Annotated in this window: 26 protein-coding genes and 1 riboswitch; of the genes, 5 read left to right on the plus strand and 21 right to left on the minus strand. The window is 73.6% G+C overall.

The annotated features are described in order from the left end of the window. Positions 1 to 49 precede the first annotated feature (49 nt). Genes ACWCHM_RS16525 through ACWCHM_RS16535 form a run of 3 tightly spaced genes read right to left on the minus strand, consistent with a single transcriptional unit; the run spans position 50 to position 3,965 of the window. On the minus strand, positions 50 to 871 hold the full coding sequence (locus ACWCHM_RS16525; protein ID WP_421488815.1) for a hypothetical protein: 822 nt from the start codon (positions 869 to 871) through the stop codon (positions 50 to 52). Further along, on the minus strand, positions 868 to 3,150 hold the full coding sequence (locus ACWCHM_RS16530) for a hypothetical protein (RefSeq protein ID WP_454218967.1): 2,283 nt from the start codon (positions 3,148 to 3,150) through the stop codon (positions 868 to 870). Before ACWCHM_RS16530 ends, ACWCHM_RS16525 begins: the two co-directional genes overlap by 4 nt. Then, entirely contained in the window at positions 3,147 to 3,965 is an 819-nt protein-coding gene (locus ACWCHM_RS16535; protein WP_454218968.1) for a hypothetical protein, read from the minus strand. Before ACWCHM_RS16535 ends, ACWCHM_RS16530 begins: the two co-directional genes overlap by 4 nt. Before the next feature lie 171 nt (positions 3,966 to 4,136). On the opposite strand from ACWCHM_RS16535, the gene ACWCHM_RS16540 reads away from it, so the two are divergent. Then, positions 4,137 to 5,015, plus strand: coding sequence for a Crp/Fnr family transcriptional regulator (locus ACWCHM_RS16540; RefSeq protein WP_281898835.1), 879 nt, complete (start codon positions 4,137 to 4,139; stop codon positions 5,013 to 5,015). 55 nt (positions 5,016 to 5,070) lie between these two features. On the opposite strand, the gene pheT is transcribed toward ACWCHM_RS16540, so the two are convergent. The 9 genes from pheT to ACWCHM_RS16585 all read right to left on the minus strand — a co-directional run bounded on the left by pheT (position 5,071) and on the right by ACWCHM_RS16585 (position 13,238). Beyond that, the gene (gene pheT, locus ACWCHM_RS16545) at positions 5,071 to 7,617 is read right to left on the minus strand and encodes a phenylalanine--tRNA ligase subunit beta (protein ID WP_454218969.1); all 2,547 of its coding nucleotides are present in this window, start codon (positions 7,615 to 7,617) and stop codon (positions 5,071 to 5,073) included. A gap of 40 nt (positions 7,618 to 7,657) precedes the next feature. Beyond that, positions 7,658 to 8,737, minus strand: coding sequence for a phenylalanine--tRNA ligase subunit alpha (pheS, locus tag ACWCHM_RS16550; protein ID WP_421488818.1), 1,080 nt, complete (start codon positions 8,735 to 8,737; stop codon positions 7,658 to 7,660). Between the two features lie 171 nt (positions 8,738 to 8,908). Continuing rightward, positions 8,909 to 9,790, minus strand: coding sequence for a TrmH family RNA methyltransferase (locus ACWCHM_RS16555; RefSeq protein WP_454218970.1), 882 nt, complete (start codon positions 9,788 to 9,790; stop codon positions 8,909 to 8,911). 31 nt (positions 9,791 to 9,821) lie between these two features. Continuing rightward, the gene (gene rplT, locus ACWCHM_RS16560) at positions 9,822 to 10,214 is read right to left on the minus strand and encodes a 50S ribosomal protein L20 (protein WP_088645192.1); all 393 of its coding nucleotides are present in this window, start codon (positions 10,212 to 10,214) and stop codon (positions 9,822 to 9,824) included. Positions 10,215 to 10,246: 32 nt separating this feature from the next. Continuing rightward, the gene (rpmI, locus tag ACWCHM_RS16565; protein ID WP_088645193.1) at positions 10,247 to 10,441 is read right to left on the minus strand and encodes a 50S ribosomal protein L35; all 195 of its coding nucleotides are present in this window, start codon (positions 10,439 to 10,441) and stop codon (positions 10,247 to 10,249) included. Between the two features lie 18 nt (positions 10,442 to 10,459). Next, complete coding sequence (infC, locus tag ACWCHM_RS16570; protein WP_421481239.1) at positions 10,460 to 11,110, minus strand: translation initiation factor IF-3; 651 nt, start codon at positions 11,108 to 11,110, stop codon at positions 10,460 to 10,462. Positions 11,111 to 11,519: 409 nt separating this feature from the next. Beyond that, positions 11,520 to 11,990, minus strand: coding sequence for a PH domain-containing protein (locus tag ACWCHM_RS16575; protein ID WP_454218971.1), 471 nt, complete (start codon positions 11,988 to 11,990; stop codon positions 11,520 to 11,522). Positions 11,991 to 12,083: 93 nt separating this feature from the next. Next, a complete protein-coding gene (gene hisG / locus ACWCHM_RS16580) occupies positions 12,084 to 12,929 on the minus strand; it encodes an ATP phosphoribosyltransferase (RefSeq protein ID WP_204961407.1) in 846 nt (281 codons plus the stop codon). Between the two features lie 45 nt (positions 12,930 to 12,974). Further along, positions 12,975 to 13,238, minus strand: coding sequence for a phosphoribosyl-ATP diphosphatase (locus ACWCHM_RS16585; protein WP_067305135.1), 264 nt, complete (start codon positions 13,236 to 13,238; stop codon positions 12,975 to 12,977). 227 nt (positions 13,239 to 13,465) lie between these two features. Here ACWCHM_RS16585 and ACWCHM_RS16590 point away from each other — a divergent pair, with 227 nt between their 5' ends. Genes ACWCHM_RS16590 through ACWCHM_RS16600 form a run of 3 tightly spaced genes read left to right on the plus strand, consistent with a single transcriptional unit; the run spans position 13,466 to position 15,959 of the window. Beyond that, positions 13,466 to 14,338 carry an ABC transporter substrate-binding protein gene (locus tag ACWCHM_RS16590; protein ID WP_454218972.1) on the plus strand — a complete coding sequence of 291 codons (873 nt, stop codon included), beginning with the start codon at positions 13,466 to 13,468 and terminating at the stop codon, positions 14,336 to 14,338. Then, on the plus strand, positions 14,335 to 15,213 hold the full coding sequence (locus ACWCHM_RS16595) for an amino acid ABC transporter permease (RefSeq protein ID WP_454218973.1): 879 nt from the start codon (positions 14,335 to 14,337) through the stop codon (positions 15,211 to 15,213). The genes ACWCHM_RS16590 and ACWCHM_RS16595 overlap by 4 nt, the downstream gene beginning before the upstream one ends. A gap of 2 nt (positions 15,214 to 15,215) precedes the next feature. After that, positions 15,216 to 15,959, plus strand: coding sequence for an amino acid ABC transporter ATP-binding protein (locus ACWCHM_RS16600; RefSeq protein ID WP_454218974.1), 744 nt, complete (start codon positions 15,216 to 15,218; stop codon positions 15,957 to 15,959). A 121-nt stretch (positions 15,960 to 16,080) separates the two neighbouring features. On the opposite strand, the gene ribH is transcribed toward ACWCHM_RS16600, so the two are convergent. The 7 genes from ribH to rpe all read right to left on the minus strand — a co-directional run bounded on the left by ribH (position 16,081) and on the right by rpe (position 22,290). Further along, positions 16,081 to 16,581 (minus strand): 6,7-dimethyl-8-ribityllumazine synthase, encoded by a 501-nt coding sequence (ribH, locus tag ACWCHM_RS16605; protein WP_088645198.1) that lies wholly within the window; start codon positions 16,579 to 16,581, stop codon positions 16,081 to 16,083. Between the two features lie 2 nt (positions 16,582 to 16,583). Next, the gene (locus ACWCHM_RS16610; RefSeq protein ID WP_204961404.1) at positions 16,584 to 17,870 is read right to left on the minus strand and encodes a bifunctional 3,4-dihydroxy-2-butanone-4-phosphate synthase/GTP cyclohydrolase II; all 1,287 of its coding nucleotides are present in this window, start codon (positions 17,868 to 17,870) and stop codon (positions 16,584 to 16,586) included. Beyond that, positions 17,867 to 18,562, minus strand: a complete 696-nt coding sequence (gene pnuC, locus ACWCHM_RS16615) for a nicotinamide riboside transporter PnuC (RefSeq protein ID WP_204961403.1) — start codon at positions 18,560 to 18,562, stop codon at positions 17,867 to 17,869. Before pnuC ends, ACWCHM_RS16610 begins: the two co-directional genes overlap by 4 nt. Beyond that, positions 18,559 to 19,224, minus strand: a complete 666-nt coding sequence (locus ACWCHM_RS16620; RefSeq protein ID WP_204961402.1) for a riboflavin synthase — start codon at positions 19,222 to 19,224, stop codon at positions 18,559 to 18,561. The genes pnuC and ACWCHM_RS16620 overlap by 4 nt, the downstream gene beginning before the upstream one ends. A gap of 1 nt (position 19,225) precedes the next feature. Continuing rightward, a complete protein-coding gene (gene ribD / locus ACWCHM_RS16625) occupies positions 19,226 to 20,287 on the minus strand; it encodes a bifunctional diaminohydroxyphosphoribosylaminopyrimidine deaminase/5-amino-6-(5-phosphoribosylamino)uracil reductase RibD (protein ID WP_088645202.1) in 1,062 nt (353 codons plus the stop codon). A 128-nt stretch (positions 20,288 to 20,415) separates the two neighbouring features. Then, positions 20,416 to 20,586, minus strand: a riboswitch (FMN riboswitch). A 62-nt stretch (positions 20,587 to 20,648) separates the two neighbouring features. Beyond that, complete coding sequence (locus tag ACWCHM_RS16630; RefSeq protein ID WP_204961401.1) at positions 20,649 to 21,608, minus strand: response regulator; 960 nt, start codon at positions 21,606 to 21,608, stop codon at positions 20,649 to 20,651. 1 nt (position 21,609) lies between these two features. Beyond that, positions 21,610 to 22,290: a ribulose-phosphate 3-epimerase gene (gene rpe, locus ACWCHM_RS16635; protein WP_204961400.1), complete on the minus strand. Its 681-nt coding sequence runs from the start codon at positions 22,288 to 22,290 to the stop codon at positions 21,610 to 21,612. Between the two features lie 258 nt (positions 22,291 to 22,548). Here rpe and ACWCHM_RS16640 point away from each other — a divergent pair, with 258 nt between their 5' ends. Next, positions 22,549 to 23,439: a septum formation family protein gene (locus ACWCHM_RS16640; RefSeq protein ID WP_204961399.1), complete on the plus strand. Its 891-nt coding sequence runs from the start codon at positions 22,549 to 22,551 to the stop codon at positions 23,437 to 23,439. A gap of 134 nt (positions 23,440 to 23,573) precedes the next feature. Here ACWCHM_RS16640 and ACWCHM_RS16645 read toward each other — a convergent pair whose 3' ends face one another. After that, entirely contained in the window at positions 23,574 to 25,085 is a 1,512-nt protein-coding gene (locus ACWCHM_RS16645; protein WP_454218975.1) for an RsmB/NOP family class I SAM-dependent RNA methyltransferase, read from the minus strand. Further along, positions 25,082 to 26,008 carry a methionyl-tRNA formyltransferase gene (gene fmt, locus ACWCHM_RS16650; RefSeq protein ID WP_454223093.1) on the minus strand — a complete coding sequence of 309 codons (927 nt, stop codon included), beginning with the start codon at positions 26,006 to 26,008 and terminating at the stop codon, positions 25,082 to 25,084. Before fmt ends, ACWCHM_RS16645 begins: the two co-directional genes overlap by 4 nt. Positions 26,009 to 26,011 lie beyond the last annotated feature (3 nt).

The raw sequence follows: 26,011 nt of genomic DNA on the forward strand, positions 1-26,011 counted from the left end.
CCGTACGGCGTCTTCCGGAGGCCGGGCCGCCTCCGGAAGACGCCCCCGCTCAGCCGGTCCGCTGAACGAGCCCGTGCTCGCGCTCGTACGTCCGCAGCGCGACGTCCCATGCCTCGGTGTACTCCGACGGGCCCAGATTGAGGTCGTGGTGCCCCCGGACCGCCTCCCGGAGCAGGGTCACCAGTTCCGGCACCGTCGCCCGGCGCTCGTCGACGTAACGGCGGAACACCTCGGCGAACTGCTCTCCGGTCAGCCGTGCCGCGTGCATCGTCACCGGATCGGCCTCCAACGCCTGGAGCACCGCGCACCACCGGCGGGTCAGATCGTCGACGTGCCGGGCCCGGATCTTGTGCAACTCGTGCTCACACTCCAGCCTGATCCGTTCCTCCCAGTACGGCCGCAGCCGGTCGCGTACCCGCTCGTCGGGGCTGACCCGGACGTGGGCGGTGAACTGCGGCAACGACTCGTTCGCCGGCCACCGCTGCCCGGCGAGCCGGTCGTTGAGCACCCGCTCCAGTTCGTGTGAGCGGTGCGGCTCGAACTCCCGCGACACGTCGACGACCCGCTCCCGGACGATCCCGCCGGCCCAGTCGAGATACCGCTCGGCGCGGTACTTCAGCTCCTCGAACGTCATCCGCCGGCCGGTCCAGACATACACGGGGTACACCCGGAAGTCGAAGGCGTCCCCCTTCGCCGGCACCAGCAACGGCTGCGGGGCGTCCTGCCGGAACGACACCGTGACCGGTGCCGGTGGCAGTGGTGGCGGCGTCGGCACCGGAGGCACCGGCGTGCCAAACAGACCCTGCCACCAGGAGCGGCGCTGCGGCACCGGCACCTGGGTGCCGGCGGTGGTGCTGGAGTACCCGTTCATGAGTGGTCCTCGTCGGTGAGTCGGCGTACGTCGTCGAGCAGGGTGTTGCGGGGCATCAGGGGTTTCCAGACGTGACGCAGCTGGTGGTCCAGTCGGTGCCGCAGCGGCGCCCGACCCGCCACCACCAGGCCGAGCAGCTCCAGGCAGTAGGCGGCGACCTCGGGATGGCCGTCGGCCCGGTTCAGCCAGAAGCCGAGCGTGCGCCACGAGCGGTAGGCGGTCGTGGGCAGGCTGAGCGCATTGGCCCAGCAGTCGGCCAGGTCGGTCATCGACACGGTCCCGACCCGGGCCAGATCGAGCAGTTCCGGCCAGTGCTCCCGGGGCGCGGGTGCCCACCGGTCGGCGAGCTGACGCAACGCCCGCCCGGCGTGCAGCCACACCTCCGGATCCTCCGCGCGGGTCCACTCCGCCAGGGCCGGCAGCACGGTCGCCTGGTGACCGGCGGTGTGCACCTCCACCAGGCCGCGCACCACCGAGTGGTGCCACCGTTGCATCCGCGCCTGGGCGATCTGCCGCAGATGCAGCAGGGCGGTGTCCGGCCAGAGCCGGGCCAGCCCCAACGCGTAGGCGCGGGCCACCGTGTCACGCAGGTGGGCCGGTCCGCTCGACGCCCACCGGTCCAACTCCGTGCGCACCCGTTGCCGCAGCTCCGGCTGCATGGCCATGGCGACCAGCGCGATGGCGGCGGCCTGCCGAACGCCGGCACGGCGCTCCCGGGCCAGCCGGTCCACCGTCTCCAACGCGACCCGTACCCCGTGCCGGGCCGACCAGCCGACCGCTCCCGCGGCGGCCTCCCGGACACCCGGATTGCCCGTCCGCACCAGGGTGGCGAGCCACCCGAGCAAATGCTCCGGCAGCCACCAGTCCGACCAGGCGACCTCCAGCAGGCTGGTCCGCAGCTGGTCGTTGCCGGGCGCGAACTCGATCCGCCGCCCGCCGTGGAGCCGGTCGTCGTCGACCAGAACGACGGCCTGCCGCAGTACCGGGCCGAGCAGCAGGTCCACCACCCCGCCCAGGAACCCCACAGGTGCCGGGGCCGTCGTACCGTCGTCGCCCGGCACCGGCGCGGCGAGCAGCCGTCCGGCCGCCGCCTGGACCTCGACCACGGACTGCCCGGCCAGCACCGCGCACGACAACCGGAACGCCCGCCGCTGGTCGACGTCCCACCGGGACGCCCCCTCGACGCCGTCGTCCTCGACGGCGAGCACCCGTCTGGCGCGTTCCCGCAACTGCCGGGGGAGCAGTCGTTCCAGCCGCTCGGTCAGGTCGCCGGCGCGTGGCGGCGCCTGGGCGATCAGCTCCGCCAGCCGGACGACCTCAGCGGCGCGCGGACCGCCGGCCAGGTGGGCCGCGAGCAGCGGATGCGGGACGCACTCCTCCTCGACGTACACGTCGACGCAGTCTCCGGTGCAGCCGTCGACGCACCAGCCGACGCACTGCCCCCGCAACAACCGGCGGAGTTGGGCCCGGAACACCTCCGCCGGGGCCGCCGGGCGGTGGGGCACCAGATGCCCCGCGAACTCCTGTTCCCGGCGCTCGAAGTCACCGACCAGCACCAGGCTGCTTCCGGTGGCTTCCAGCCTCGCCGACAGGCCCACCAGGGTCATGCCGTCCAGGTCCCGGACCGCCTCCTCGCCGAGCGCCAGCGTGTAACCGTGGCCGGACCGTACCGGGGCGTCGGTGCCCAACAGGTCCGACAGGTGCTCCGCGTCGAGCACCCCCACCCGGTCGTAGCCGTACCGACGGGCCGACGCCAGGCAGGCGGCGGTGTGTCGACCCGTACCGTCGGCACCGCTGAGGCAGACCAGGTGACGGAGCTTGAGCTGCCGGTCGAGCCGTTGGTCGCTCGGCGCGGGGGCGTATCCGTCGGCCAACTGCCGGACCCAGGTGCCGCTGAGCGTCTCGGACCAGGTCCGGCCGCCCGCCCCCACGGTCGCCGTGGTGATGTTCACGGTGCCGATCGCCGTCGCCCCCGGGCCGGTCGCGTTCTGGCCCCGGACCCGTACGTCACCGACCCCGATGCCCGCCGGGACACCGAGCAGCGCGGTGAGGCGGGCCAGGACTGCCGTCGGGTCCGGTGCCTCCTCCGGCTCGTCCACCGGCTCGTCCTCGGCGGCGGGCTGCCCCGAGGGCGCGTCCGTCGCCTCGGACCAGCCGGCCGTGGCCTCGTCCGACCAGCGCCCGTCGTCGTGGGGAGCGTCCGACGGGACGTCTACCGGCGGTGGCTGCCTCCCGCCGTCCGGGTCCGCCGGTTCCCACGAATCCGACGTCTCCCTCATCGGCCGCCGCCCTCGCCGCCGAACACGACGTCGCGTCCGACCGATCCGATGGCCGTGGCGTTGGGGCCGATGGCGTTCTGTCCGCGTACCCGGATGTCGCCGGTGCGGATGCCGGGCCCGGCCGGGCCGGCTCCGGTGTCCGGCCGGGCCGCGCCCGCCCCGATGTCCGACCCGGCCGGAGGCGGTTCCCCGGTGGGCGACGGCGGCTCCTGCGGCGACGGCCACGACGACATGTCCTCGTCGACCACGTAGAGCCAGGCCGGCTCCCGGAACTCCTTCTCCGGGTGCTCGACCTCGATCCGGCGGAACCGCTCCGGCCGCATCTCCTCCGGGTACTCGCAGACCACCTCGCGGTACATCTGCGTCGAGACGACCAGCGCCACGCCCGCGTCGGGGAACGCGGCCAGCGCCTGGCGCACCGGCTTGGCGTCGCAGAGCCGGCAGACGTGCACGACGGCATGGCCGGGGAAGCCGTTCGCGCCGTCCAGGTGCACCAGGCCCTGGTGTACGGCCACCCGCAGCCGGATCTGCGCGGGTGGCGTCCGGTCGCTGTTGAACGCGCGCAGCCGCCGGTTCAGCTCCGGCACGAACCGGCCGATCACCCGGGACTCCGGCACGTCGCGGGGCAGGATCGCCAGCTCACCGTCACCGGCCTGTTGGGTGATCCAGGTGACCCGGTCCAGGCCCACGTCGGTCGCCGCCGCGTGCAGGAGCGTACGGAAGTTCTGTTGTGCCTCGTACTGCTGAAGATTGCTGCGCCGGCTGTACCGTTCCATGTCCACAGAGATCAGCAGACGCCGTTCGGGATGTCGCATCGGTACACCCTTCGTCGTCAGCCCGCTCGGCGAGCGGGCACCACCGTGCCCATGGAATCGGTCCCGCCGGGCGCAAACCCCCTAGAAGTACGGCATCGCCGGGACTGTCGGCATCCGGTCATCCCATCGTGGACAGATGTCGTGCTAGGCCGGCTCGGATCTGCTGGGAGCATGTGGACGAACCTGACCGAACTGCTCCTGGCGCTCGGGCTCTCCCCGCCCGTGATCCTGGCCCTGGTCGTCGTCGAGACCCTCGCGGCCCGCAGCGGGGCGGTGCGAACCGTGTCGGCCCGGATACGCTTCGGCACCTCTCGTCTGCTGAGGAGGATGCCGGTGCTGATGCGGCAACCCCACGTCCGACCCGACGGCGACTGGCCGTACGGGACCTTCCTGCAACGGCTCGACCGCCCGGTACGGGACGCGTTGCTGGCCACCGGTGTGCGCCGGCAGGTGCCCGCCGGGCAGATCGTCATTCACGAGGGTCACCACGAGGCGCACCTGGTGCTGCTGGAGGACGGCCTGACGAAGGTCACCGCGTCCCTGCCCGACGGGCGGACCGCCCTGCTGGCGCTACGGGTCGGCGGTGACCTGGTGGGTGAGATGTCGGCGCTCAACGACCGTCCGCGGTCGGCGACGGTGACCACCTGCGGCCCCACCCGGTACAGCGTCATCCAGCCGGCGCAGTTCAAGACCTTCCTGCGCGACCATCCGGACGCTGCCCTCGAACTGGCCGCCATGGTCTCCGACCGGTTGCGCTGGTCCAACCGTCGGCGGATCGACTTCTCGTCGTACCCGGTGAAGATCCGGGTGGCCCGGGTGGTGGCCGAGCTGTGCCGCTCGCACGGCCGGCAGGACCGCGACGCGGTGGTCATCGACGTCCGCCTGACCCAGCCGGAACTCGCCACCATCTGCGGCGCGGCCGAGACCTCCATCCAGAAGGCGCTGCGGGAACTGCGCGCCGACGGGTTGGTGGAGACCGACTACCGGCGGATCACGGTTCGCGACCTGGCGGGGCTCCGGGAGTGCGGGGAGGTCACCGACGACGTGTGACCGCGACGGCCCCGACCTGGTGACCGGATCGGGGCCGTCGTCAGGCCGGTGCGGGTCAGGCGCCCCGCAGGATCGCCCCGAACCGCTGGGCGGCCACGGCCACGGCGGCGTCCCGCGCGGCCACCGCCTCCTCCACGGTCAGCGTCCGGTCCGGTGCCCGGAAGGTGAGCTTGTACGCCAGCGACCGGCGACCCGCGCCGAGCGACTCCGAGGCGTACACGTCGAAGAGCCGGACGTGCTCCAGCAGCTCGCCCGCCCCCTCGACCAGCGCGGCCCGGACGTCGGCGGCCGGCACCGAGTCGTCCAGCACCAACGCCACGTCGATCAGCGCCGGGGGGAACCCGGACACGGTCGGCGCGGACACCACCGGGGCAGCCGGCAGGGCGTCCAGGTCGAGTTCCATGGCGCTGGTCCGGCGGGGCAGTTCCAACGCGGCCAGCACCGCCGGGTGCAGCTCACCGGCGTGACCGACCACCTCCCCGTCGACCAGCAGCGCGGCGCAGCGGCCGGGATGCCAGGGTGCCCGCTCGGCGGCCCGCACCTCGATCCGCTCGGCCGGCAGGTCGGCGGCGGCCAGCACGGCCCGGCCGGCCTCCACCGCGTCGGCCCAACCCGCGGCACGGCCCGGCCCCCACCAGCCGGCCGGCTCCACGTCCCCGGTGAGCACCACCGCGACGTGCCGGGGTTGGGCGGGCACCACCGCGTCGGCGGCGGCGAACTCGGCGTCGGTGGGCCGGCGGTCCACCCCCATGGCCGGCGGCGCACCCACCCCGGGACGCGGGTGGAACACCGCCCCGATCTCGTAGAGCGCCAGGTCACGGTGACCCCGGCCCAGGTTGCGCTTGAGGATGCCCAGCAGCGGGCCGAGCAGGGTCGTGCGCAGCAGCGGCTCCTCCTCGGACAGCGGGTTGGCCAGCCGTACCGCCGGCCGGCGCGGGTCGTCGGCGGGCAGCCCGAGCTGGTCGGCCAGCTCCGGGGCGACGAACGGCAGCGCCAGCACCTCGACGTAGCCGCGCTCGGCGAGCGAGCGGGCCACCGCCCGGCGGCGACGCTGCTGCCAGGTCAGCCCCCGGCCGGGGGGCGCGGTGGGCAGCACCGACGGCACCCGGTCGTACCCGTCGAGGCGGACCACCTCCTCCACCAGGTCGGCCGGGTCGGTGAGGTCGGGCCGCCAGGTCGGCGGGGTGACGGTGAGCACGTCGCCGCCGCCGGCCGTCGTCGCGACCGTGCCCGCGTCCTCGGCCAGCCGGTCGGTGCCCCGGATCACCGTGCAACCCACCTGCTCCAGCAGGTCGACCACCCGCTGCGGGGAGTAGTCCACCCCGACCCGGCGCGACGGCAGGTCGACCGGGAGGACTACCTGACGCATCGGCCGGACGTGGTCGAGGTCGAGAATCTCCGCGCCGGCCTCGCCCCCGCCGTGGGTGGTGAGCAGCTCGACGGCGCGCTGCAGGGCCACCAGCGGCAGCGCCGGGTCGACGCCCCGCTCCCACCGCTTGGCCGCCTCGCTGAACAGCTTGTGCCGGCGGGCCGTGCGGCCGACCATCACCGGGTCCCAGTGGGCGGCCTCCAGCAGCACGTTCGTGGTGCCGCCGACCACCTCGCTGGTCTCGCCGCCCATCACCGCGGCCAGCGAGACCGGGCCGGTGTCGTCGCAGATCACCATGTCCTCGGCGGTGAGCGAGCGGACCACACCGTCCAGGGTGGTCACCTTCTCGCCCGCCTCGGCCCGCCGCACCACCAGCGGGCCGGTGATCCGGTCGGCGTCGAAGGCGTGCATCGGCTGGCCCAGTTCCAGCATCACGTAGTTGGTGACGTCCACCGCCAGCGAGATGCTGCGCACCCCGGCCACGGTGAGCCGCTGCCGCATCCAGCCGGGCGTGGCCGCCGTCGGGTCGACCCCCCGGACCATCCGGGCGGTGAACCGGTCGCAGCCGACGGTGTCACGCACCTGCACCGGGTACGCCGGCTGCGCCGTACCGGCCGGCGCGGGCACCCGGCCCGGGTCGCGGAAGGCCACCCCGAGGGCGTACGCCAGCTCCCGCGCGATGCCGCGCACGCTCAGCGCGTACCCCCGGTCGGGGGTGATCTCCAGTTCGACCACGACGTCGTCGAGACCCACCACCGGGCGGGCGTCGTCGCCGGGGCGGGCCGGGGTGTCCGGCGGCAGCACGATGATGCCGGAGTGGTCGTCACCCAGGCCCAGTTCCATCGCCGAGCAGATCATGCCGGCCGACATCCGGCCGTACGTCTTGCGCGCGCCGATGGTGAAGTCGCCGGGCAGCACCCCGCCGGGCAGGATCACCACGACCCGGTCGCCGGGGGCGAAGTTCCGCGCCCCGCAGACGATCTGCTGCAACTCGCCGGTGCCGTTGGCGGTGCCCACGTCGACCAGGCAGTGCCGGATCGGCTTCTTGAACCCGGTCAGCTCCTCGATCTCGCGGACCTCACCGACGACCAGCGGACCGGTGACCGTACGGCGCAGGTCCACCACGGACTCGACCTCGATGCCGAGGTCCACCAGGGCCTGTTCCAGGTCCTCGGTGGGCAGGTCGACGGGGAGGTCGACGTACTCCCGCAGCCAACTGACAGAAACTCGCATGACTCAGACCACCGTCTCCGTGACTCGTACCCGCATCGCCCTACGCCCCGGCCCCGAACGCGCGGGTGAACCGCACGTCGCCCTCGGCCATGTCCCGCATGTCGCTGACCCCGTGCCGGAACATCACCGTCCGGTCGATGCCCATGCCGAACGCGAACCCGGAGTAGACCTCGGGGTCGATGCCGCAGGCCCGCAGCACCCTCGGGTTGACCATGCCGCAGCCGCCCCACTCGACCCAGCGCGGACCGTCGCGGTGCTCGGGGAACCAGACGTCGAACTCCCCGGACGGCTCGGTGAACGGGAAGTAGTGCGGACGCCAGCGGGTCTTCGCCCCCTCGCCGAACATGGCGCGGGCGAAGTGGTCGAGGGTGCCGCGCAGGTGCGCCATCGTGATGCCCCGGTCCACCACCAGGCCCTCGACCTGGTGGAAGACCGGCGCGTGGGTGGCGTCCAGCTCGTCGGTGCGGTAGACCCGGCCGGGCACCACCACGTAGATGGGGGGCTTGCGGGTGAGCATGGTGCGCGCCTGCACCGGCGAGGTGTGGGTGCGCAGCACCAGGCCGGAGGTGTCCGCGCCGGGCGGCGGTGCGATGTGGAAGGTGTCCATCAGCCCGCGCGCCGGGTGGTCGGCGGGGATGTTCAACGCGTCGAAGTTGGTCCACTCCAGCTCGACCTCGGGGCCCTCGGCCACCTCGTAGCCCATCCCGACGAACAGGTCGCTGATCTGCTCCATCAGGGTCGACAGCGGGTGCCGCGCCCCCCGGGGCCGCCGGTCGTACGGCAGGGTCACGTCGACCCGCTCCTCGACCAGCACCCGGGCCGCCTGCTCCCGGTCGAGCACCTCGGCGCGGGCGGCGTAGGCGGACTCGATGGCCCGGCGGGCCTCGTTGACCCGCTTGCCGGCGTCGGCCTTGGCGGCCGGCGGCAGCGCGCCGATCTCCCGGCGGGCCAGCGACACCGGGGACCGGTCGCCGAGGTGCGCGGGGCGCAGCGCGGTCAGCGCGTCCGGGTCGGCGGCGGCGGCGAACGCATTTTCGGCGTCGGCCACGGCCCCGGCCAGGGCGGCCGGGTCGAGCAGGGCGACCTGCTTCGGGTCGTACGGATCGTTGCGGTAACTCATGGCGTACGGGCACTCCCTCACGGCGGCGCCGGCCCTTCTCAGGCGGCTAGGCGAGTCTACGGACGCGCGGCGGTGCCGCAGCCCGCCGGTGGGAGTTACGCGCGGAGGAAGGTCAGGCCCGCCGCCCGCCGACACCGGCGGGCTGGCTAAACGAACGCCGTGGCGCGTTCCTCACGTGACCTGCTCCCCTGCTGGGTGTGCGCCCGACCGTGGTCGGCGCAGTGCTCGGGCTGAAGCGTACAGGCAGACGGCGGCGGCCGCAGCCAGGTTCAGGCTCTCGGCCCGCCCGTGCAGCGGCACCCGGACCCGGGCGTCGGCGGCGGCGGTCAACTCCCCGGGCAGGCCGTGCGCCTCGGCCCCGAACAGCCAGCCGGTGGGGCCGGCGAGCCGGCCCTGGTCGGCGAGGTCGTCGAGGTCGCTGTCGCCGTAGCCGGTGGTGGCGAGGACGGTGAGCCCGGCGGCGCGCAGCGCGTCGACCACGTCCTGCGGGTCGGCGGCGCGGACCACGTCGACGTGGAACAGGCTGCCGGCGGAGGCGCGTACGCACTTGCCGTTGTACGGGTCGACGGTGTCGCCGGCGAAGACCACCGCCCCCGCGCCGGCCGCATCGGCGGTGCGCAGCACGGTGCCGGCGTTGCCCGGGTCGCGGATGCCGGCGAGGACCGCGACCAGGCGGGGGCCGCGCACCAGGGCGTCGTCCAGCGGCACGTCGAGGTGCCGGCAGACGGCGACCACACCCTGCGGGGTGACGGTCTCGGTGAGCGCGGCCAGGGCCTCGTCGGTGACCTCGGAGACGGGCAGGTCGGCGCGGGCGGCACCGGCCGCGAGGTCGGCGTACCGGTCGAGCGCGGCCGGGGTGCCGAACAGCTCCACCACTGTGCCGGTGCGGTCGAGGGCCTCACGGACGGCCTGCGGCCCCTCGGCCAGGAACCGGCCGGTGGCGTCGCGGTCGCGCCGGCGGTGCAGCCGGCGGGCGGCGACCACCCGGGGCGTACGCGGGGTGAACGGGCCGGTGACGGCGTCGAGGCGTCTCCCGCGCGGTGGTGACTGCATGGGAGACGCCTCGATCTGCTGCCGGGGTGGGTCAGGCGGCCTGGGCCGCGGCGCCACCGGTGCCCTCGGCCGCCACGGCGGCGCGGGCCAGCTCGACGATCGCGGCGAACGCCGCGGCGTCGTGGACGGCCAGGTCGGCCAGGATCTTGCGGTCGACCTCGATGCCGGCCAGGCGCAGGCCCTGGATCAGCCGGTTGTAGGTCATGCCGTTGGCCCGGGCGCCAGCGTTGATGCGCTGGATCCAGAGCTGCCGGAAGTCGCCCTTGCGGTCGCGACGGTCCCGGTAGGCGTACTGCATCGAGTGCAGCACCTGCTCCTTGGCCTTGCGGTACAGCCGGGAGCGCTGACCGCGGTAACCGCTCGCGGTCTCCAGCAGGGTACGACGCTTCTTCTGGGCGTTCACAGCCCGCTTGACGCGTGCCATCTCAACTCCTTGTTAGGTAAAGGTGGCGCGCGTCAGCGGCCGAGCAGCTTCTTGATGCGCTTGACGTCGGACTTGGCCAGCTCGACCGTGCCGGTCAGCCGCCGGGTCTGGGTGGACGGCTTCTTCTCCAGGTTGTGGCGAAGGCCGGCCTGCTGGGCGACGATCTTGCCCTTGCCGGTCACCTTGACCCGCTTGCCCATACCCGTGTGGCTCTTCATCTTCGGCATGTGGAACGTCTCTCCCTGTTACTGGCCGCTGATGTCAGCGGTCGGGCCGGTCTCGCCGGCTGCTGCGGTCTCGCCGGCCACCGGGGGCTCGCCACCTGCCGGGGCGGCCGATTCCTCCGCGGCCCGGTCCCGGGGGCCACCACGGGACGCCGTGGCGGCGACCGCGGATGCCTTGACGGCCCGGTGCGGAGCGAGAACCATGATCATGTTACGGCCGTCCTGCTTCGGAGCGGCCTCGACGTATCCCAGGTCCGTGATCTCGGACTCGAGCCGGCGCAGGAGCCGGTAACCCAGCTCCGGACGGCTCTGCTCCCGACCGCGGAACATGATCGTCACCTTGACCTTGTCGCCGGCCTTGAGGAACCGCACCACGTGACCCTTCTTGGTCTCGTAGTCGTGCGGGTCGATCTTCGGCCGGAGCTTCATCTCCTTGATGACGGTCTGCTGCTGGTTACGCCGCGCTTCGCGCGCCTTGAGTGCGCTCTCGTACTTGAACTTGCCGAAGTCCATGAGCTTGCACACCGGCGGGCGCGCCATCGGCGCAACCTCGACCAGGTCCAGGTCGACGTCCGCGGCCAGCTGCAGGGCGCGCTCCAGCGGGACGATGCCCACCTGCTCACCCTCAGGGCCGACCAGTCGGACCTCACGTGCCCGGATCTGCTCGTTCACGCGTGGTTCGACGCTGATGGGGCCTCCTCGAGTCGAGTCTGCTGCGTGGCCGACCCCGCGCGGCCCCCGGGTGGGGGCGACCCGGAAAGCAGAAGGCCCCGGCGCATGCCAGGGCCCGCTCGACCGGTCGGCACGATCACAGGATCGCGCATCCGGCACCGGGACGAACCCGGAACCGGTGACCGGACCCGGCCACCTCGGGGGCGACTCGGGTGGGAGCAGGCGCTCCGCTTCGGGACCACCCACACGCCACAGGCGGGGGCAGTCTGGTCGACGTGGCAACACTACACCCCGGCGCAGCCATCCCCCAAACCGGGCCCGCAGGTCAGCCCGGTACGACAGCCCGGCGGAGGGCGACGAACCGGGGTGTCATCGGTGCTCGCCGTCCCGGTCGGGCCGGGCCGGGCGGTCAACGGGCCGGAGTGCCGCCCAGGCCGGCCAGGTGGGCCTGGTGCAGCCGACGCAGCGCACGGACCCCGTCGACCGCGAGCTGCTTGTCGGCGGCCTGCAGCGCCACCATCGGCAGCAGGTCGTCGTCGTGCAGCTCCAGGCTGGCCCACGGCGCACCCCGGTCGAAGCGCACCCCCCGGACCACCTCCCACGGCAGCTCGTACGAGCCGAGGATGTTGCGCACCCGGACCCCCCGGGCGTCCGCCTCGACCCGGGGCCGGGTGAACAGCAGGATGCCCAGCGCGCCGAACACGCCGAGGCCGATCATGGCGAACTGGTCGCCGCGCTGGAAGGTGCCGTAGCCCTCGCCGGTCGCCCCGGTCAACGAGGTGGCGACCAGGCTGAAGACCACCAGCAGGGCGATCGCCGAGGCCCAGCAGACGACCCGGACACGACGCGGCCTGAGACGGATCAACTCGGTGTCGCTCACCGCTCCAGTCTGCCACCCGGCCCCGGCGGCGTCGCGCCGCCACCCGCCGCGCCGGGACGGGTCGGGTCAGGCCGGGCGCGGGCGGGGCGGCGGTCAGAGCCGGCAGGCGTGGATGTTGGTGACCAGGATCGCGCGGGCGCCCAGCTCGTACAGCTCATCCATGATCCGGTGCACGTCGTCGCGGAGCACCATCGCCTGCACCGCGACCCAGCCCTCCCGGTGCAGCGGGGAGACCGTCGGCGACTCGATGCCCGGGGTCAGGCCGCTGGCCCGGTCGAGCAGGCCGGCCGGCACGTCGTAGGCGAGCATCACGTACCGGCGGGCCACCAGCACCCCGTGCAGGCGACGCAGCAACTGCTCCGCCTGCGGGTGGACCGGCGCGCCGGCCCGGCGGACCAGCACCGCCGAGGAGTGCAACAGCGGGTCACCGAAGACGACCAGCCCGGCCTGACGCAGGGTCGCGCCGGTCTCCACCACGTCGGCGACCACGTCGGCGACCCCGAGCCGGATGGCGTTCTCCACCGCACCGTCGAGCCGGATCACGTCGGCCTTGACGCCCAGGTCGGCCAGGTAGCGCTCGACCAGCCCCGGGTACGCGGTGGCGATCCGGTGCCCGCCCAGCTCCTGCACGTCGCCGACGTCCCCGGGACGGGCGGCGAAGCGGAAGGTCGCCCGGGCGAACGCCAGGTCGACCACCTCCTCGGCGGGCGCGCCGGAGTCGATCAGCAGGTCCCGGCCGGTGATCCCGACGTCGAGGTCACCCGAGCCGACGTAGGTGGCGATGTCCTTCGGACGCAGGTAGAAGAACTCGATGTCGTTGGCCTCGTCCGGGCAGACCAGGTCCTTGGGGTCGGTGCGCTGGCGGTAGCCCGCCTCGCGCAGCATCTGGGCGGCCTTCTCGGCCAGGGCGCCCTTGTTGGGTACGGCGACACGCAGCATGACGGAGTGCTCCTTCGATCGGATCAGATCAACGACGCGGCGCACTCACAGATGTCGGTAGACGTCCTTCAGCTCCAGACCGCTGGCCAGCATCAGCACCTGCACCTGGTACAGCAGCTGGGAGATCTCCTCGGCGGTGCGCTCCGGGCCCTCGTGCTCGGCGGCCATCCACGACTCGGCCGCCTCCTCGACGACCTTCTTGCCGACGAAGTGCACCCCCTTGGCCAGGGCGTCGACCGTGCCGGAACCCGGCGTGCCGGCGGCGGCCTTGGCCTGGAGCTCGGCGAACAACTCCTCGAACGTCTTCACGGAACCGGATTCTTCCAGCCACCCACCGACGCCTCACGCGCCGGGTCGCCCGGCCCGCACCCCGTTCCCGCAGGCTGGGACGCATCCGGGGAGGCCGGGCGCTCCGGCCGGCCCGGGCGCGGGTCAGCGGGCAGCGGCAACGGGCCGGACACGTTTGCACATCGATCTCTCATCTACCTGATGGGACACCCTTCGAGGGATCGGTGGTCTTCTCTATCCTGGCGGCCATGGTCAGCAGCAGCTCACGTACCCGCGCCGCCGCCACCGCCGCCGTGCTCCTCGTCGCCGTGGCCGGATGCGCCCCGCAGGACCCCACGCCCACCACCCCCGACACCGTCCCCACGGCGGCGTCCTGCGCCAAGGACAGCCTGAAGACCCGGACGGCCGGCAAGCTCACCATCGCCACCGACGAACCCGCGTACGAGCCGTGGTTCACGGGCAACAAGCCGGACAGCGGCGAGGGTTTCGAGTCCGCCGTCGCGTACGCGGTGGCCGAGAGGCTCGGGTACGCGCGGGGGGACGTCACCTGGACCCGGGTGAAGTTCGACACCGCCATCGCGCCCGGCCCGAAGACCTTCGACTTCGACATCAACCAGTTCTCCATCACCGAGGAACGCAAGCAGGCGGTCGACTTCTCCGCCCCGTACTACCTGGTGCGGCAGACGGTCATCGCGCTCAAGTCGTCCAAGATCGCCGGGAAGAAGTCGGTGGCGGACCTGAAGAACGCCAAGCTCGGCGCGCAGGTCGGCACGACCAGCTACCAGGCGATCACCGCGCTGATCAAGCCCTCGGTCAAGCCGCAGGTCTACAACAGCAACGACGACGCCAAGAAGGCCCTGCAGAACGGCCAGCTCGACGGGCTGGTGGTCGACCTGCCGACCGCGTTCTACATCACCGGTTCGGAGCTCACCGACGCCACCATCGTCGGCCAGCTGCCGCAGGTGGGTGCGCCTGAGGCGTTCGGGCTGCTGTTGGACAAGGACTCCCCGCTCACCCTGTGCGTCAGCAAGACCGTCGGGGAACTCGCCGAGGCCGGCACGCTCAAGCAACTGGAGCAGAAGTGGCTCGCCCAGGTGGCGGGGGCGACCGAACTCCAGTGAGCCGGCTGTCAGCAGGCGACGGCGGTCCGGCGGTGGACCGGCCGCACCTCCCGTCGGCGGCGCAGCGGCGGCGGGCGGCGTACCGGCGTCGGCAGACGACCCGCAGCGTGCTGGTCGCCGCCGCCTCCACGGCGGTGCTCGGCACGCTGCTGGTCGTCGCGGTCACCGGCGCACCCGGCTGGGACCGGGTGCGCGGTTCGTTCCTGGACCCGAGGATCGCCCGCGACGCCCTGCCGGAGGTGCTCGTCGGGCTGTGGCTCAACGTCCGGCTGCTGGTCTGCTGTGCCGTCGGGGCGCTGCTGCTCGGCCTGCTGATCGCGCTGCTGCGGACCCTGCGCGGGCCGGTCTTCTTCCCGGTCCGCGCGCTCGCCGCCGGGTACACGTACACCTTCCGCGGCCTGCCGCTGATCATCGTGCTGTACGTGCTCACCCTCGGCGTGCCCGGCCTGCGGTTGCAGGGGATGCCCCCGGTGCTGGTGCTCGGCGGGCTGGCGCTGGTGCTCACCTACGGCGGCTACCTGGCGGAGGTGTTCCGGGCGGGCATCGAGTCGGTGCACCCCAGCCAGCTCGCGGCGGCCCGCTCGCTGGGGCTGACCTACCGGCAGACCATGCGGCACGTGGTGCTGCCGCAGGCCGTCCGGCGGGTCGCGCCGCCGCTGCTCAACGACGTGGTGGCGTTGCAGAAGGACGTCGGCCTGGTCTCCCTGGCCGGCCCGATCGACGCCGTCCGGGCGGCCCAGATCGCCACCGCGGAGACCTTCAACTACACCCCGTACATCGTGGCCGGGGTGCTGTTCGTGCTGCTCGCCATCCCGCTGATCGCGGTCACCGACTGGGTGACGCTGCGGGCGGCCCGACGCCAGTCCGGAGGCTGAGAATGGCCGTGCTGACCTGCCGGGGGCTACGCAAGGAGTTCGGCGGCCGGGTGGTGCTCGACGGGCTCGACCTGACCGTCGACGAACACCAGGTGGTCGCCCTGATCGGGGCGTCGGGATCGGGCAAGTCGACGCTGCTGCGCTGCGTCAACCTGCTGGAGGAACTCGACGACGGCACCATCACGCTCGACGGCGAGGAGATCTCCGACCCCCGGGTCGACCCCGACCGGGTGCGTCGGCGCATCGGCATGGTCTTCCAGTCGTACAACCTGTTTCCGCACCTGAGCGTGCTGGAGAACGTCACCCTCGCGCCGCGCCGGGTGCACCGGCGGGCGCGGGCCGAGGCCGAGGCGCAGGCCCGGGAGCTGCTCGCCCGGGTCGGGTTGGCCGACCGGGCGGACGCCTACCCGGACCGGCTCTCCGGCGGCCAGCAGCAGCGGGTGGCGATCGTCCGGGCGCTGGCCAACTCGCCCCGGCTGATGCTGCTGGACGAGGTCACCTCGGCGCTCGACCCCGAACTGGTCGGGGAGGTGCTGGCGATGATCCGGGACCTCAAGGCCGACGGGATGACCATGGTGCTGGCCACCCACGAGATGGGGTTCGCCCGGGAGGTCGCCGACCAGGTCTGCTTCCTCGACGCCGGTCGGGTGGTCGAGACCGGCCCGCCCGCCCAGGTGTTCGGCGAACCGACCCAACCGCGTACCCGGCAGTTCCTCAGGCGGATCATCGAGGCCGGCCGGCTGTAGCGGGACCGCGCCCTCCGGAACGACCCGTATGGGCCGATGTTGCAGGGTCTACGTCCGCCGGACCCCACAACATCGGCTCACGAGGCCACAGCCCGCCGGCCCGGCGGGCCCTGCCGGGTGGTCAGCCGGCGAAGCCGACGCGGTGGCCGTTGGCCGTGGACACGGCCCGGACCGCCAGCGCGGCGTCCAGGGCGGCGACGGTGGCCGACCAGCCCTTGTCCTCGGCGGAGCCGGGCAGCCCGGCCCGGTCCCGGGCCTGGTCGAGGTTCTCCACGGTCAGCACCCCGTGCGCCACCGGCTTGCCCTCGTCCAGGGCGACCCGGGTCAGGCCGTCGGTCACCGACCGGCAGACGTAGTCGAAGTGGGCGGTCGCGCCGCGCACCACCACGCCCAGCGCCACCACCACATCGCAACGCCGGGCCAGGGCCTGCGCCACCACCGGCAACTCCACCGAGCCGGCCACCCGGGCCGTCACCACCCGCGCCCCGCACGCCTGCGCGGCGGCCACCGCCCGGTCGAGCATGTGGTCGGTCAGCTCGCCGTGCCAGCGTGCCGCCACCACCCCGACGGTCAGCCCGGCGGCGTCCACCGGGGTCACTCCGGGTTCACCGAAACCCGCCATCGTCATGCTCCGATCTCGTCGCCGGGGACCGGACGACCCATCGGGGCCTCGGTCATCTCGGTCATCTCGTCCAGCTCGTCCAACAGGTGGCCCATCCGGTCCCGCTTGGTCCGCAGGTAGCGCACGTTCTCCGGGTGCGGCCGGACCGGCAGCCCCTCCCGGCCGGTGATGGTCAGCCCGTACCCCTCCAGCCCGGCCCGCTTGGCCGGGTTGTTGGTGAGCAGCCGCATCGACCGGACCCCCAGGTCGTAGAGGATCTGCGCGCCGGTGCCGTAGTCCCGGGCGTCGGCCGGCAGCCCCAGGTCGAGGTTCGCGTCCACGGTGTCGCGGCCCTGGTCCTGGAGCTGGTACGCCTGGAGCTTGTGCAGCAGGCCGATGCCGCGCCCCTCGTGCCCGCGCACGTAGAGCACCACGCCCCGCCCCTCCCGGGCGACCCGGGCCAGCGACGCCTGCAACTGTGGCCCACAGTCGCAGCGCAACGAGCCGAAGACGTCCCCGGTGAGACACTCGGAGTGCACCCGGACCAGCACGTCGTCGCCCTCGCCCAGCTCGCCGAAGACCAGCGCGACGTGCTCGGCCGGGTCGTGTTCGGCCCGGTAGCCCAGCGCCCGGAACACCCCGTACGGGGTGGGCATCCGCGCCTGCGCGACCTGCTCCACCTGCTTCTCGTGCCGCCGCCGGTACGCCACCAGGTCGGCGATGGTGACCAGGGTGAGCGAGTGCTCGGCGCAGAACTTCTCCAGATCCGGCAGGCGCATCATGGTGCCGTCGTCGTTGACCAGCTCGCACAGCACCCCGGCGGGACGCAGCCCGGCCAGCCGGGTCAGGTCGACCGCCGCCTCGGTGTGCCCGGGACGGCGCAGCACCCCGCCGGCACGGGCCCGCAGCGGCACCACGTGGCCGGGGCGGGCCAGGTCCGTCGGGTCGGTGCCGGGGTCGGCGAGCAGCCGGATGGTGTGCGCCCGGTCGGCGGCCGAGATGCCGGTGCTGACCCCCTCCCGGGCGTCCACGGTCACCGTGTAGGCGGTGCCGCGCCGGTCCTGGTTGGTGTGGTGCATCGGCGGCAGGTCCAGCCGGTCGCACTCCGCCTCGGTCAACGGGACGCAGACGTACCCGGAGGTCCAGCGGACCATGAAGGCGAGCAGCTCCGGGGTGGCCAGCTCGGCGGCGAAGATCAAGTCGCCCTCGTTCTCCCGGTCCTCGTCGTCGACCACCACGACGGGCCGGCCGGCGGCGATGTCCGCCACCGCCTCCTCGATGCGGGCGAAGGTGACCGCCTGGGTGCTCATGCCACGACCTCCGAGTAGGTGGACGGGATCGGTGTCGACGCCGTACGGCTGACCCGCGAGCTGCGCCACCAGGCGGCGAAGCCCCAGACGCAGAGGGCGCCGTAGACCAGGTACATGGCCGCCGAGGGGTAGAAGCCGCCGCGCAGCAGCAGCGGTACGCCGACCGCGTCCACCGCGATCCAGACCAACCAGAACTCCACCCAGCCCCGGGCCATGCCGTAGGTGGCCAGCAGGCTGCCGGTGAGGATCCAGGCGTCCGGCAGCGGCCCCCACGAGCCGAGCGCGGCGAGCAGCGGGTAGCCCAGCGCGGTGCCGAGCACGGCGGCCAGCAGCAGACCGAGCCGTTCCCGGCCGGTGGCCCAGCGGGGGGTGACCGCCGGGGCGTCCCCGCCCTGGCGGCGGTTGCGCGACCACCGCCACCAGCCGTAGACGCTGACCGCGAAGAAGAAGACCTGCCGGCCGGCCTGGCCGTAGAGGTCGTGCGCCTGCGGGGTGGCGAACACCCCGCCGAGGAAGACGGTGAACAGCAGCCCGTTGCCGATCATGCCGACCGGCCAGGCCCAGACCAGCCGGCGCAGCCCGAGCAGCGCCGAGACCAGCCCGAAGGCGTTGCCGACGATCTCCCGGACCAGCACCGGGGAACCGACGACGTGCACCTGCGCGTCGAGCAGCCAGCCGACCGGCCCGCTCACCGCGCCCCTCCGGCGGCGTCGCCGGGCAGCGCCGGGGCGGTGCCGTCGGTCCCGGCGGGGCCGGCGGGCAGGCGGGCGTCGAGGAGACGTTCGACGTACTTGGCGAGCACGTCCACCTCCAGGTTGACCGGGGCGCCGACCCCCCGCCCGCCGAGCGTGGTGAGCTTGAGGGTGGTCGGGATCAGCCCGACGGCGAACCAGTCGTCGCCGACCGCCGCCACGGTCAGCGACACCCCGTCGACGGTGATCGAGCCCTTCTCCACCACGTACCGGGCCAGCGCGGTGGGCAGCCGGAACCGCAGCGTCTCCCACTGCTCGGCCGGTTCCCGGGAGAGCACCTCGCCGACGCCGTCGACGTGGCCCTGCACCAGGTGCCCGCCGAGCCGGCTGTTCAGCGCGGCGGCCCGCTCCAGGTTGACCGGATCGCCGGGGCGCAGCCCGCCCAACGCCGAGCGGCGCAGCGTCTCGCCCATCACGTCGGCGGTGAACACCCCGCCGTCGACGTCGACCACGGTCAGGCAGACCCCGTTGACCGCGATGGAGTCGCCGTGCCGGGCGTCGGAGGTGACCAGCGGGCCGCGGATCGCGACCAGTGCCGAGTCACCCCCGGTGTCGGCGATCCGGACGACCTCGCCCAATTCCTCGACGATGCCGGTGAACATCTCAGGCCTCCCTCTTCCGGGGCAGCGCGGTGATCCTCAGGTCGGACCCGACCCGGGTAACGTCGGTGATTTCCAGATCGATGGCGTCGGCGATGGTCGTCACACCCGCGTCGACCAGCGCGGTCGGGCCGGCCCCGAGCAGCTTCGGCGCGACGTACCCGACGACCCGGTCGACCAGGCCGGCGGCGAGGAACGCCCCGGCCAGCCGGGGGCCGCCCTCCAGCAGCGCGGCGCGTACCCCCCGGTGGTGCAGTTCGGCCAGCAGGGCCGGCAGGTCGACCCGGCCGTCCGGGCCGGCACCGACCTCGGCGACGGTGGCGATCCAGGTGCGGGCGGCACCGTCACGGACCCGGGCGTCGGCCGGGGTACGCCCCGCGCTGTCCACCACCACCCGCAGCGGCTGGCGGATCGCCAGGGTGCCGTCGCGCAGATTGCGGGCGGTCAGCCGGGGATCATCGGCGAGCACGGTGCCGACGCCGGCGATGACCGCGTCGACCGTGCCGCGCAACGCATGTACGTCCATCCGGGCGGCCTCAGAGGTGATCCACATGCTGCTGCCGTCGGCCGCCGCGGACCGGCCGTCGAGGGTCGCGGCGTACTTCCAGATCAGGTACGGCCAGCCGCGCCGCATCGAGGTCAGCCAGGCGACGTTGCCGGCCTCGGCCTCGTCGGCGCGTACCCCGGACTCGACCCGCACCCCGGCGGCGCGCAGGGTGGCGGCGCCACCCGAGGCGACCGGGTTGGGGTCGGGCACGGCGATGACCACCCGGGCGATGCCGGCGCGGATCAGCGCGTGACTGCACGGGCCGGTGCGACCGGTGTGGTCGCACGGCTCCAGGGTGACCACGGCGGTACCGCCCCGGGCCCGCTCGCCGGCCTGGGCGAGCGCGACGATCTCGGCGTGCGGCCCGCCGGTGTAGGCGTGGAAGCCCTCCCCGACGACGACGCCGTCCGCGTCGAGCAGCACGCAGCCGACGACCGGGTTGGGACTGGTGGTGCCGAGGCCCCGGGCACCCAACTCGATGGCACGACGCATCGCCTCGTCCACGGAGACGCCGCCCATGCCCTGCCCTCTCGCTCGCCGGTCCCCGCGCGGGCGGTACGGGAGCAGCCGGACAGGCGGCGGCGGAACCGGGAACGGCAGGGCCGCCCCCGGGGGAGCCCACGCGCTCGCGCAGGCCCGCCCCGCCCGCGCGCTGTCTCCCATCCGGACTGTCGGGGGTGCGGAAGAACCGCTCCCCCACCGTCGGCCCCGGATTCTCACCAGGTCCACCGGGCGGCACAGCCGTCCGGGTCGCGGGCTTACCACGTCGAGCGTGGATCACCGCCGGTTCGGAATTTCACCGAGCCCCGCCAGCGCGTGGTGGGTACATGCGAAGTCTTACACGTCACCCGGGGGAGTTCGCCACCTCCAGCGTGCTACTTCACACCCCGTCGGCCCGCCGCCTGTCGACTGCGACGTATGACCCCGGTTGGCTCTTGGCGACCGTTTTCATCTCGCTGGCCACGGCGATCGCGGCGAGCGGGTCGGTGAAGCGCTTACGGGCGTCGGAGAGCGAGACGCCGATCGACAGCGTGACCAGGGCGGCCCGGCGGATGTTGCCCCGCCGGTCCTTCAGCTCGACGAAGCCGCGTTCCCGGTCGGTCGGGTCGTAGAGGGTGTCGGCGCTCTTCTCGAAGTCGACCACGGCCCGGGAGGTCAGCGGGCGGATCTGGTCGGGCGCGCAGACGATAACGAAGTCGTCGCCGCCGACGTGGCCGAGGAAGGCCGGCGGCAACCCGATCGCGACCACCGCCCGGTGCAGGCTGCGGGCCAGCGCGGAGATGAACTCGTCGCCCCGCACGAAGCCGTACCGGTCGTTGACGCTCTTGAACCGGTCGATGTCGATGTAGCCGACGGCGTAGTCGACGCCGCTGCGGACCCGGTCGCTGATCTCCCGGCGGATCCGGCTGTTGCCGGGCAGGCCGGTCAGCGGGGAGACCTCGCGGAACTCCTTGTTGCGGCGCAGCGTGGAGCTGACCCGGGCCACCAACTCGGCGGTGTCGAACGGCTTGACCAGGTAGTCGTCGGCGCCGGCGCTGAGCCCGTGCACCTTGTCCACGGTCATGCCCTTGGCGGTCAGCATGATCACCGGCAGGGCCGAGGTGATCGGGTTGGCGCGCAGCCGGCGGGTCAGCTCCAGGCCGTCGATGCGCGGCATCATCAGGTCGACCACGGCCAGGTCCGGCTTGTGCTGCTCGATCATGTCGAGCGCCTCCTGGCCGTCCCCGGCGTGCAGCACCTCGAAGCCGTGCAGCCGCAGGTTGAACTCGACGAAACGGGCGATGTCCTCGTCGTCGTCGACGACCAGGATCACGTCGGGGCGGTCGCCGGTGGGCTCCACCTCAGGCCCCGGCGTTGGCGCGCTCCGCCAGCCCGCGCAGGCGACGGACCGCCTCGGCCGGGTCGTCCGCGCCGTATACCGCGGTGCCGGCGACGAAGGCGTCCGCGCCGGCCGCCGCGGCCTGCTCGATGGTGTCGGCAGCGATCCCGCCGTCGACCTCGATGCGCAGTTCCAGGTGGCCGCTGTCGACGTGCCGGCGGGCCGCCCGCACCTTGTCCAGCAGCTGCGGGATGAACCGTTGCCCGCCGAAGCCGGCCTTGATCGTCATGATCAGCAGGGTGTCGAAGCTGGGCAGCAGGTCGAGATAGGGCTCGATCGGGGTGTCCCGGTCGATGGCCAGCCCGGCCCTGGCCCCGGCCGAGCGGAGGTCCTTGGCCAGGGCGACCGGGTCGTCGCACGCCTCGGCGTGGAAGGTGACGTTGTACGCGCCGGCGTCGGCGTAACCGGGGGCCCACCGCCGTGGGTCGGTGATCATCAGATGCACGTCGAACGGGAGCCGGGTCACCGCCCGCAGGCTCTGCACCACCGGCAGGCCGATGGTCAGGTTCGGCACGAAGTGGTTGTCCATCACGTCGACGTGCAGCCAGTCCGCGGCGTCCTCGACGGCGCGGACTTCATCGGCGAGGCGGGCGAAATCGGCGGCGAGGATGCTGGGCGCGATGATCGACGGCGGTACGGTCACAGGGCAAGTGTACGAACGCGGCCATCCGCCGCGGACAGCACGGCACCATGAGCGACGCCCTGTGACCCAGGCGTGACCCGTGGTGCAACTTCGGCTCCTTTCACCGGGAGTCGGGGACGAAGAGCCGGTGCGGACTGGCCGAACGGCCCGCAAGAGGCAACACTCCATCAGGGACGGTCACGTATGATGCTCGCCCGGCGGCGGGCACGCCGGGCGGGGGCACGGCGACGGGCCGTCAATCCCCGGAAAGGGCGGACGATGCGACGGTGGCTCGTGGCGCTGGCGCTGGCCGGCACGGTGACGGTGGCGCTCAGCGGCTGCGTGCCGCAGCACGGCGCCGACGGCGACCTGCTCGACGACTGGCCGGTGCTGCCGGTCGCCCAGGCGTTCGTGCCCGCCACGGACGCCTGCCTGCCCCGGATCACCCCGGTCGTGCAGGCCGGCACCTACGAGACGGTGGACTGCGCGCGCAGCCACCTGGCCGAGACCATCCACGTCGGCACGTTCACCGGCGCGGTCACCCGGGGTGAACGGCCCGAACCGGGCTCCACCGCGTTGCGTCCCGCCCGTACCGAGTGCGACCAGCGGGCCCGCGACGTCCTCGGTGGCGACTGGCACTCGGCCCGGCTGACGATGAACATCGCGCTGCCGGCCAACTCGGCGTGGAACAGCGGCGCCCGCTGGTTCCGGTGCGATCTCAGCGAGACCGACAGCATCGACAACACCCGACCGGTCAACCGGGTCGGCAGCCTGCGCGGGGCGATGATCGGCGACAATCCGCTCAGCCACCGCTGTTTCGATCCCAAACTGATCGGCAACAATCTCAACTACATGGCCCCGGTGCTCTGCACCGAGCCGCACCGCGCCGAGTTCGTCGGCGTCTACCTGGAACGCAGCGACCTGAGCTGGGCCGATTTCGGTCGCGCCAACCAGCGGGTGCACCGGCGGTGCATGGCGTTGATCGCCGGCTTCGCCGAGGTGCCCAACAACAACGAGCTGCCGTACCGGGCCGGGTCGATCTTCTATCCGCCGTCGCAGCGGGAGTGGGAGGAGGGCGACCGGGGCATCCGCTGCTTCCTGTGGAGCGACGACCGGAAGCTGACCCGCTCGATGCGCGGCGCCGGCCCCAAGGGCCTACCCACGATCTGACCCCCGCCCCGTCCCTCCTCGCCGTCCCGCCTGCTCCCGTTGATCAAGAGGTTTGCGTCAACGATCCGTCGGCGGATGACGCAAACCTCTTGATCACCGAGGGTGGGCGGGGCGGGCGGGACAGGGGGTGAGGGTCAGGTGCGGCGGAGGAGGGCCAGGAACATGGCGTCGGTGCCGTGCCGGTGCGGCCAGAGCTGGACGGTGGGGCCGTCGCCCAGGCCTGGCATGCCCGGCGGCAGGGCCGTGCGGGCGTCGACGAAATCCGCCGGTACCCCGGCGCGCCGGGCCGCCTCGGTGACCGTCACGTGCGTCTCCACCGTGTGCGGGGAACAGGTCACGTAGGCGACCAGACCACCCGGGCGGGTCGCCCGCAGCGCGGCGGTGAGCAGTTCCCGCTGCAACCGGGTCAACGGCGGCAGGTCCGACGGCTGCCGCCGCCAGCGCGACTCCGGGCGGCGGCGCAGCGACCCCAGCCCGGTGCACGGGGCGTCGACCAGCACCCGGTCGAAATGCCCCTCCGGCAGCTTCGGATCGGACCCGACCGTCCGGCCGTCGGTGTTCAGCACGGCCACCGGCAACCCCCGGGTGGCCTGCTCGACCAGCCGGGCCCGGTGCTCCGAGACCTCCACCGCGGTCAGCCGGGCACCCCGCTGCGCGGCGAGCGCGCCGAGCAGGCCGGCCTTGCCACCGGGGCCCGCGCACAGGTCCAGCCAGCGGCCGTCGTGACCCTCCAACGGGGCCGTGGCCAGCGCGTTTGCCACCAGCTGGGAACCCTCGTCCTGCACGTGCGCCCGGCCGTCGGCCAGCGCCGCCAGGTCACCCGGCGCGCCACCGGGCAGGTAGACCGCGTACGGCGAGAACGCGCCCGGCGCGCCACCGACCTCGTCGGCCAGCTCGGCCGGATCGAGGAGGCCCGGACGGGCGCACAGGTGCACCGGCGGGCGCTCGTTGTCCTCGATCAGCAGCCGGGTCACCTCGCCCAGGTCACCGCCGAGGGCATCGGCGAAGGCCCGCACGATCCACTGCGGGTGGCTGTAGGTCACGGCCAGGTGGCCGATCGGGTCGGCGGCCATGGTCGGGGCGAGCTTGGCCGTCCACGCGTCGACGTCCTGGCCGGCCACCTCGCGCAGCACCGCGTTGGCGAAGCCGGTGGCCCCCTCCCCCACCGCGCGGACCAGGTCGACCGTGGAGGACACCGCGGCGTGCGCCGGAACCCGGGTGTGCAGCAGCTGGTAGGCGCCGAGCCGCAACGCGTCGCGGACCGGCGGGTCGATCCGGGCGACGTCCCGACCGGCCGCAGCGGTGAGGATCGTGTCGAGGGTGCCGAGCTGCCGCAGGGTGCCGTAGGTCAGCTCGGTGGCGAAGGCGGCGTCCCGACCGGCCAGCCCCTGCTCGCGCAGGATCGCCGGCAGCACCAGATTGGCGTACGCGTCGTCGCGGTGCACCGCCGCGACCGCCTGGTAGGCGGCGTACCGGGGCAGGTCCACGGCCGGGCGGACCGGGCGGCCGGGTCGCCCGCCGCGCCGGTCGGCCCCGGCCCGGTCGCCCCAGCTGCCGGTGCGGGCGGGGCGGTCACCCCGGGTGCCGCCGGACGGCCGCCGGTCGTCGCCGGCCGGACGGTCGGGGCGTGCGGTCGGCCCGGTCACGCGAGTTCCTCCCCGGCGGCGACCCGGACGCCGCGCGCCCAGTCGGTCGCCGGCATGGCCTTCTTGCCCGCCGCGCGCACCTCACCGAGTTGCACCGGCACCGTCGCCGTGCCGGCCAGCACGCGGGACTTCTCCACCAACAGTTCTCCAGGTTTCAGGGTGGGGCCGTTACCGACCGGGGTCACCGGGCCGAGCTTGACCCGGTCGCCGCGGAACGTCGTCCACGGACCGGGCGCGGGGGTGCAGGCACGCACCCGCCGGTCGACGGCGAACGCGGGGTCACCCCACCGCACCCGGGCGTCGTCCACGGTCAGTTTCGGGGCCAGCGAGACCCCGTCGGCGGGCTGCGGTTCGGCCCGCGCGGTGCCCGCCGCGATCGCGTCCAGGACGGCGACCAGCAGCCCGGCACCGGAGTGGGCGAGCCGTTCCAGCAGGTCGCCGGAGGTGTCGGTGGGGCGGATCTCGTCGGTGAGCGTGCCGTAGACCGGGCCGGTGTCCAGCCCCTGCTCCAGCTGGAAGACGCTGGCCCCGGTCAGCTCGTCGCCGTGCAGCACCGCGTGCTGCACGGGTGCCGCGCCCCGCCAGGCGGGCAGCAGTGAGAAGTGCAGGTTGATCCAGCCGTGCCGGGGGATCTCCAGCGCCGCCGGGGGCACCAGCGCGCCGTAGGCGACCACCGGCACGCAGTCGGGGGCCAGCTCCCGGAGCCGGTCGAGGAACTCGGGCTCCCGGGGGCGGGCCGGGGTGAGCACCTCGACGCCGTGCTCGTCGGCCCAGACGCCGACCGGGGACCGCGACACGCCCCGGCCCCGGCCGGCGGGCGCGTCGGGACGGGTCACCACGGCCACCACCTCGTGCCCGGAGGCGTGCACGGCGGCCAGGGCGGGTACGGCGACCGCCGGGGTGCCGGCGAAGACCAGCCGCATGCC

It is taken from the genome of Micromonospora sp. SCSIO 07396 (assembly GCF_053667945.1).

What these genes read in the sequence shown, in the direction of transcription:
- ribH (WP_088645198.1), bottom strand. Translation starts at nt 16,581, where the DNA reads ATGGCGGGTTTCGGTGAACCCGGAGTGACCCCGGTGGACGCCGCCGGG.
- ACWCHM_RS16535 (WP_454218968.1), bottom strand. Translation starts at nt 3,965, where the DNA reads ATGCGACATCCCGAACGGCGTCTGCTGATCTCTGTGGACATGGAACGG.
- ACWCHM_RS16530 (WP_454218967.1), bottom strand. Translation starts at nt 3,150, where the DNA reads ATGAGGGAGACGTCGGATTCGTGGGAACCGGCGGACCCGGACGGCGGG.
- ACWCHM_RS16590 (WP_454218972.1), top strand. Translation starts at nt 13,466, where the DNA reads ATGGTCAGCAGCAGCTCACGTACCCGCGCCGCCGCCACCGCCGCCGTG.
- pheS (WP_421488818.1), bottom strand. Translation starts at nt 8,737, where the DNA reads ATGAGTTACCGCAACGATCCGTACGACCCGAAGCAGGTCGCCCTGCTC.
- ACWCHM_RS16555 (WP_454218970.1), bottom strand. Translation starts at nt 9,790, where the DNA reads ATGCAGTCACCACCGCGCGGGAGACGCCTCGACGCCGTCACCGGCCCG.
- hisG (WP_204961407.1), bottom strand. Translation starts at nt 12,929, where the DNA reads ATGCTGCGTGTCGCCGTACCCAACAAGGGCGCCCTGGCCGAGAAGGCC.
- pheT (WP_454218969.1), bottom strand. Translation starts at nt 7,617, where the DNA reads ATGCGAGTTTCTGTCAGTTGGCTGCGGGAGTACGTCGACCTCCCCGTC.
- ACWCHM_RS16525 (WP_421488815.1), bottom strand. Translation starts at nt 871, where the DNA reads ATGAACGGGTACTCCAGCACCACCGCCGGCACCCAGGTGCCGGTGCCG.
- rplT (WP_088645192.1), bottom strand. Translation starts at nt 10,214, where the DNA reads ATGGCACGCGTCAAGCGGGCTGTGAACGCCCAGAAGAAGCGTCGTACC.
- ACWCHM_RS16600 (WP_454218974.1), top strand. Translation starts at nt 15,216, where the DNA reads ATGGCCGTGCTGACCTGCCGGGGGCTACGCAAGGAGTTCGGCGGCCGG.
- ACWCHM_RS16540 (WP_281898835.1), top strand. Translation starts at nt 4,137, where the DNA reads ATGTGGACGAACCTGACCGAACTGCTCCTGGCGCTCGGGCTCTCCCCG.
- fmt (WP_454223093.1), bottom strand. Translation starts at nt 26,008, where the DNA reads ATGCGGCTGGTCTTCGCCGGCACCCCGGCGGTCGCCGTACCCGCCCTG.
- ribD (WP_088645202.1), bottom strand. Translation starts at nt 20,287, where the DNA reads ATGGGCGGCGTCTCCGTGGACGAGGCGATGCGTCGTGCCATCGAGTTG.
- ACWCHM_RS16640 (WP_204961399.1), top strand. Translation starts at nt 22,549, where the DNA reads ATGCGACGGTGGCTCGTGGCGCTGGCGCTGGCCGGCACGGTGACGGTG.
- rpmI (WP_088645193.1), bottom strand. Translation starts at nt 10,441, where the DNA reads ATGCCGAAGATGAAGAGCCACACGGGTATGGGCAAGCGGGTCAAGGTG.
- ACWCHM_RS16620 (WP_204961402.1), bottom strand. Translation starts at nt 19,224, where the DNA reads ATGTTCACCGGCATCGTCGAGGAATTGGGCGAGGTCGTCCGGATCGCC.
- ACWCHM_RS16610 (WP_204961404.1), bottom strand. Translation starts at nt 17,870, where the DNA reads ATGAGCACCCAGGCGGTCACCTTCGCCCGCATCGAGGAGGCGGTGGCG.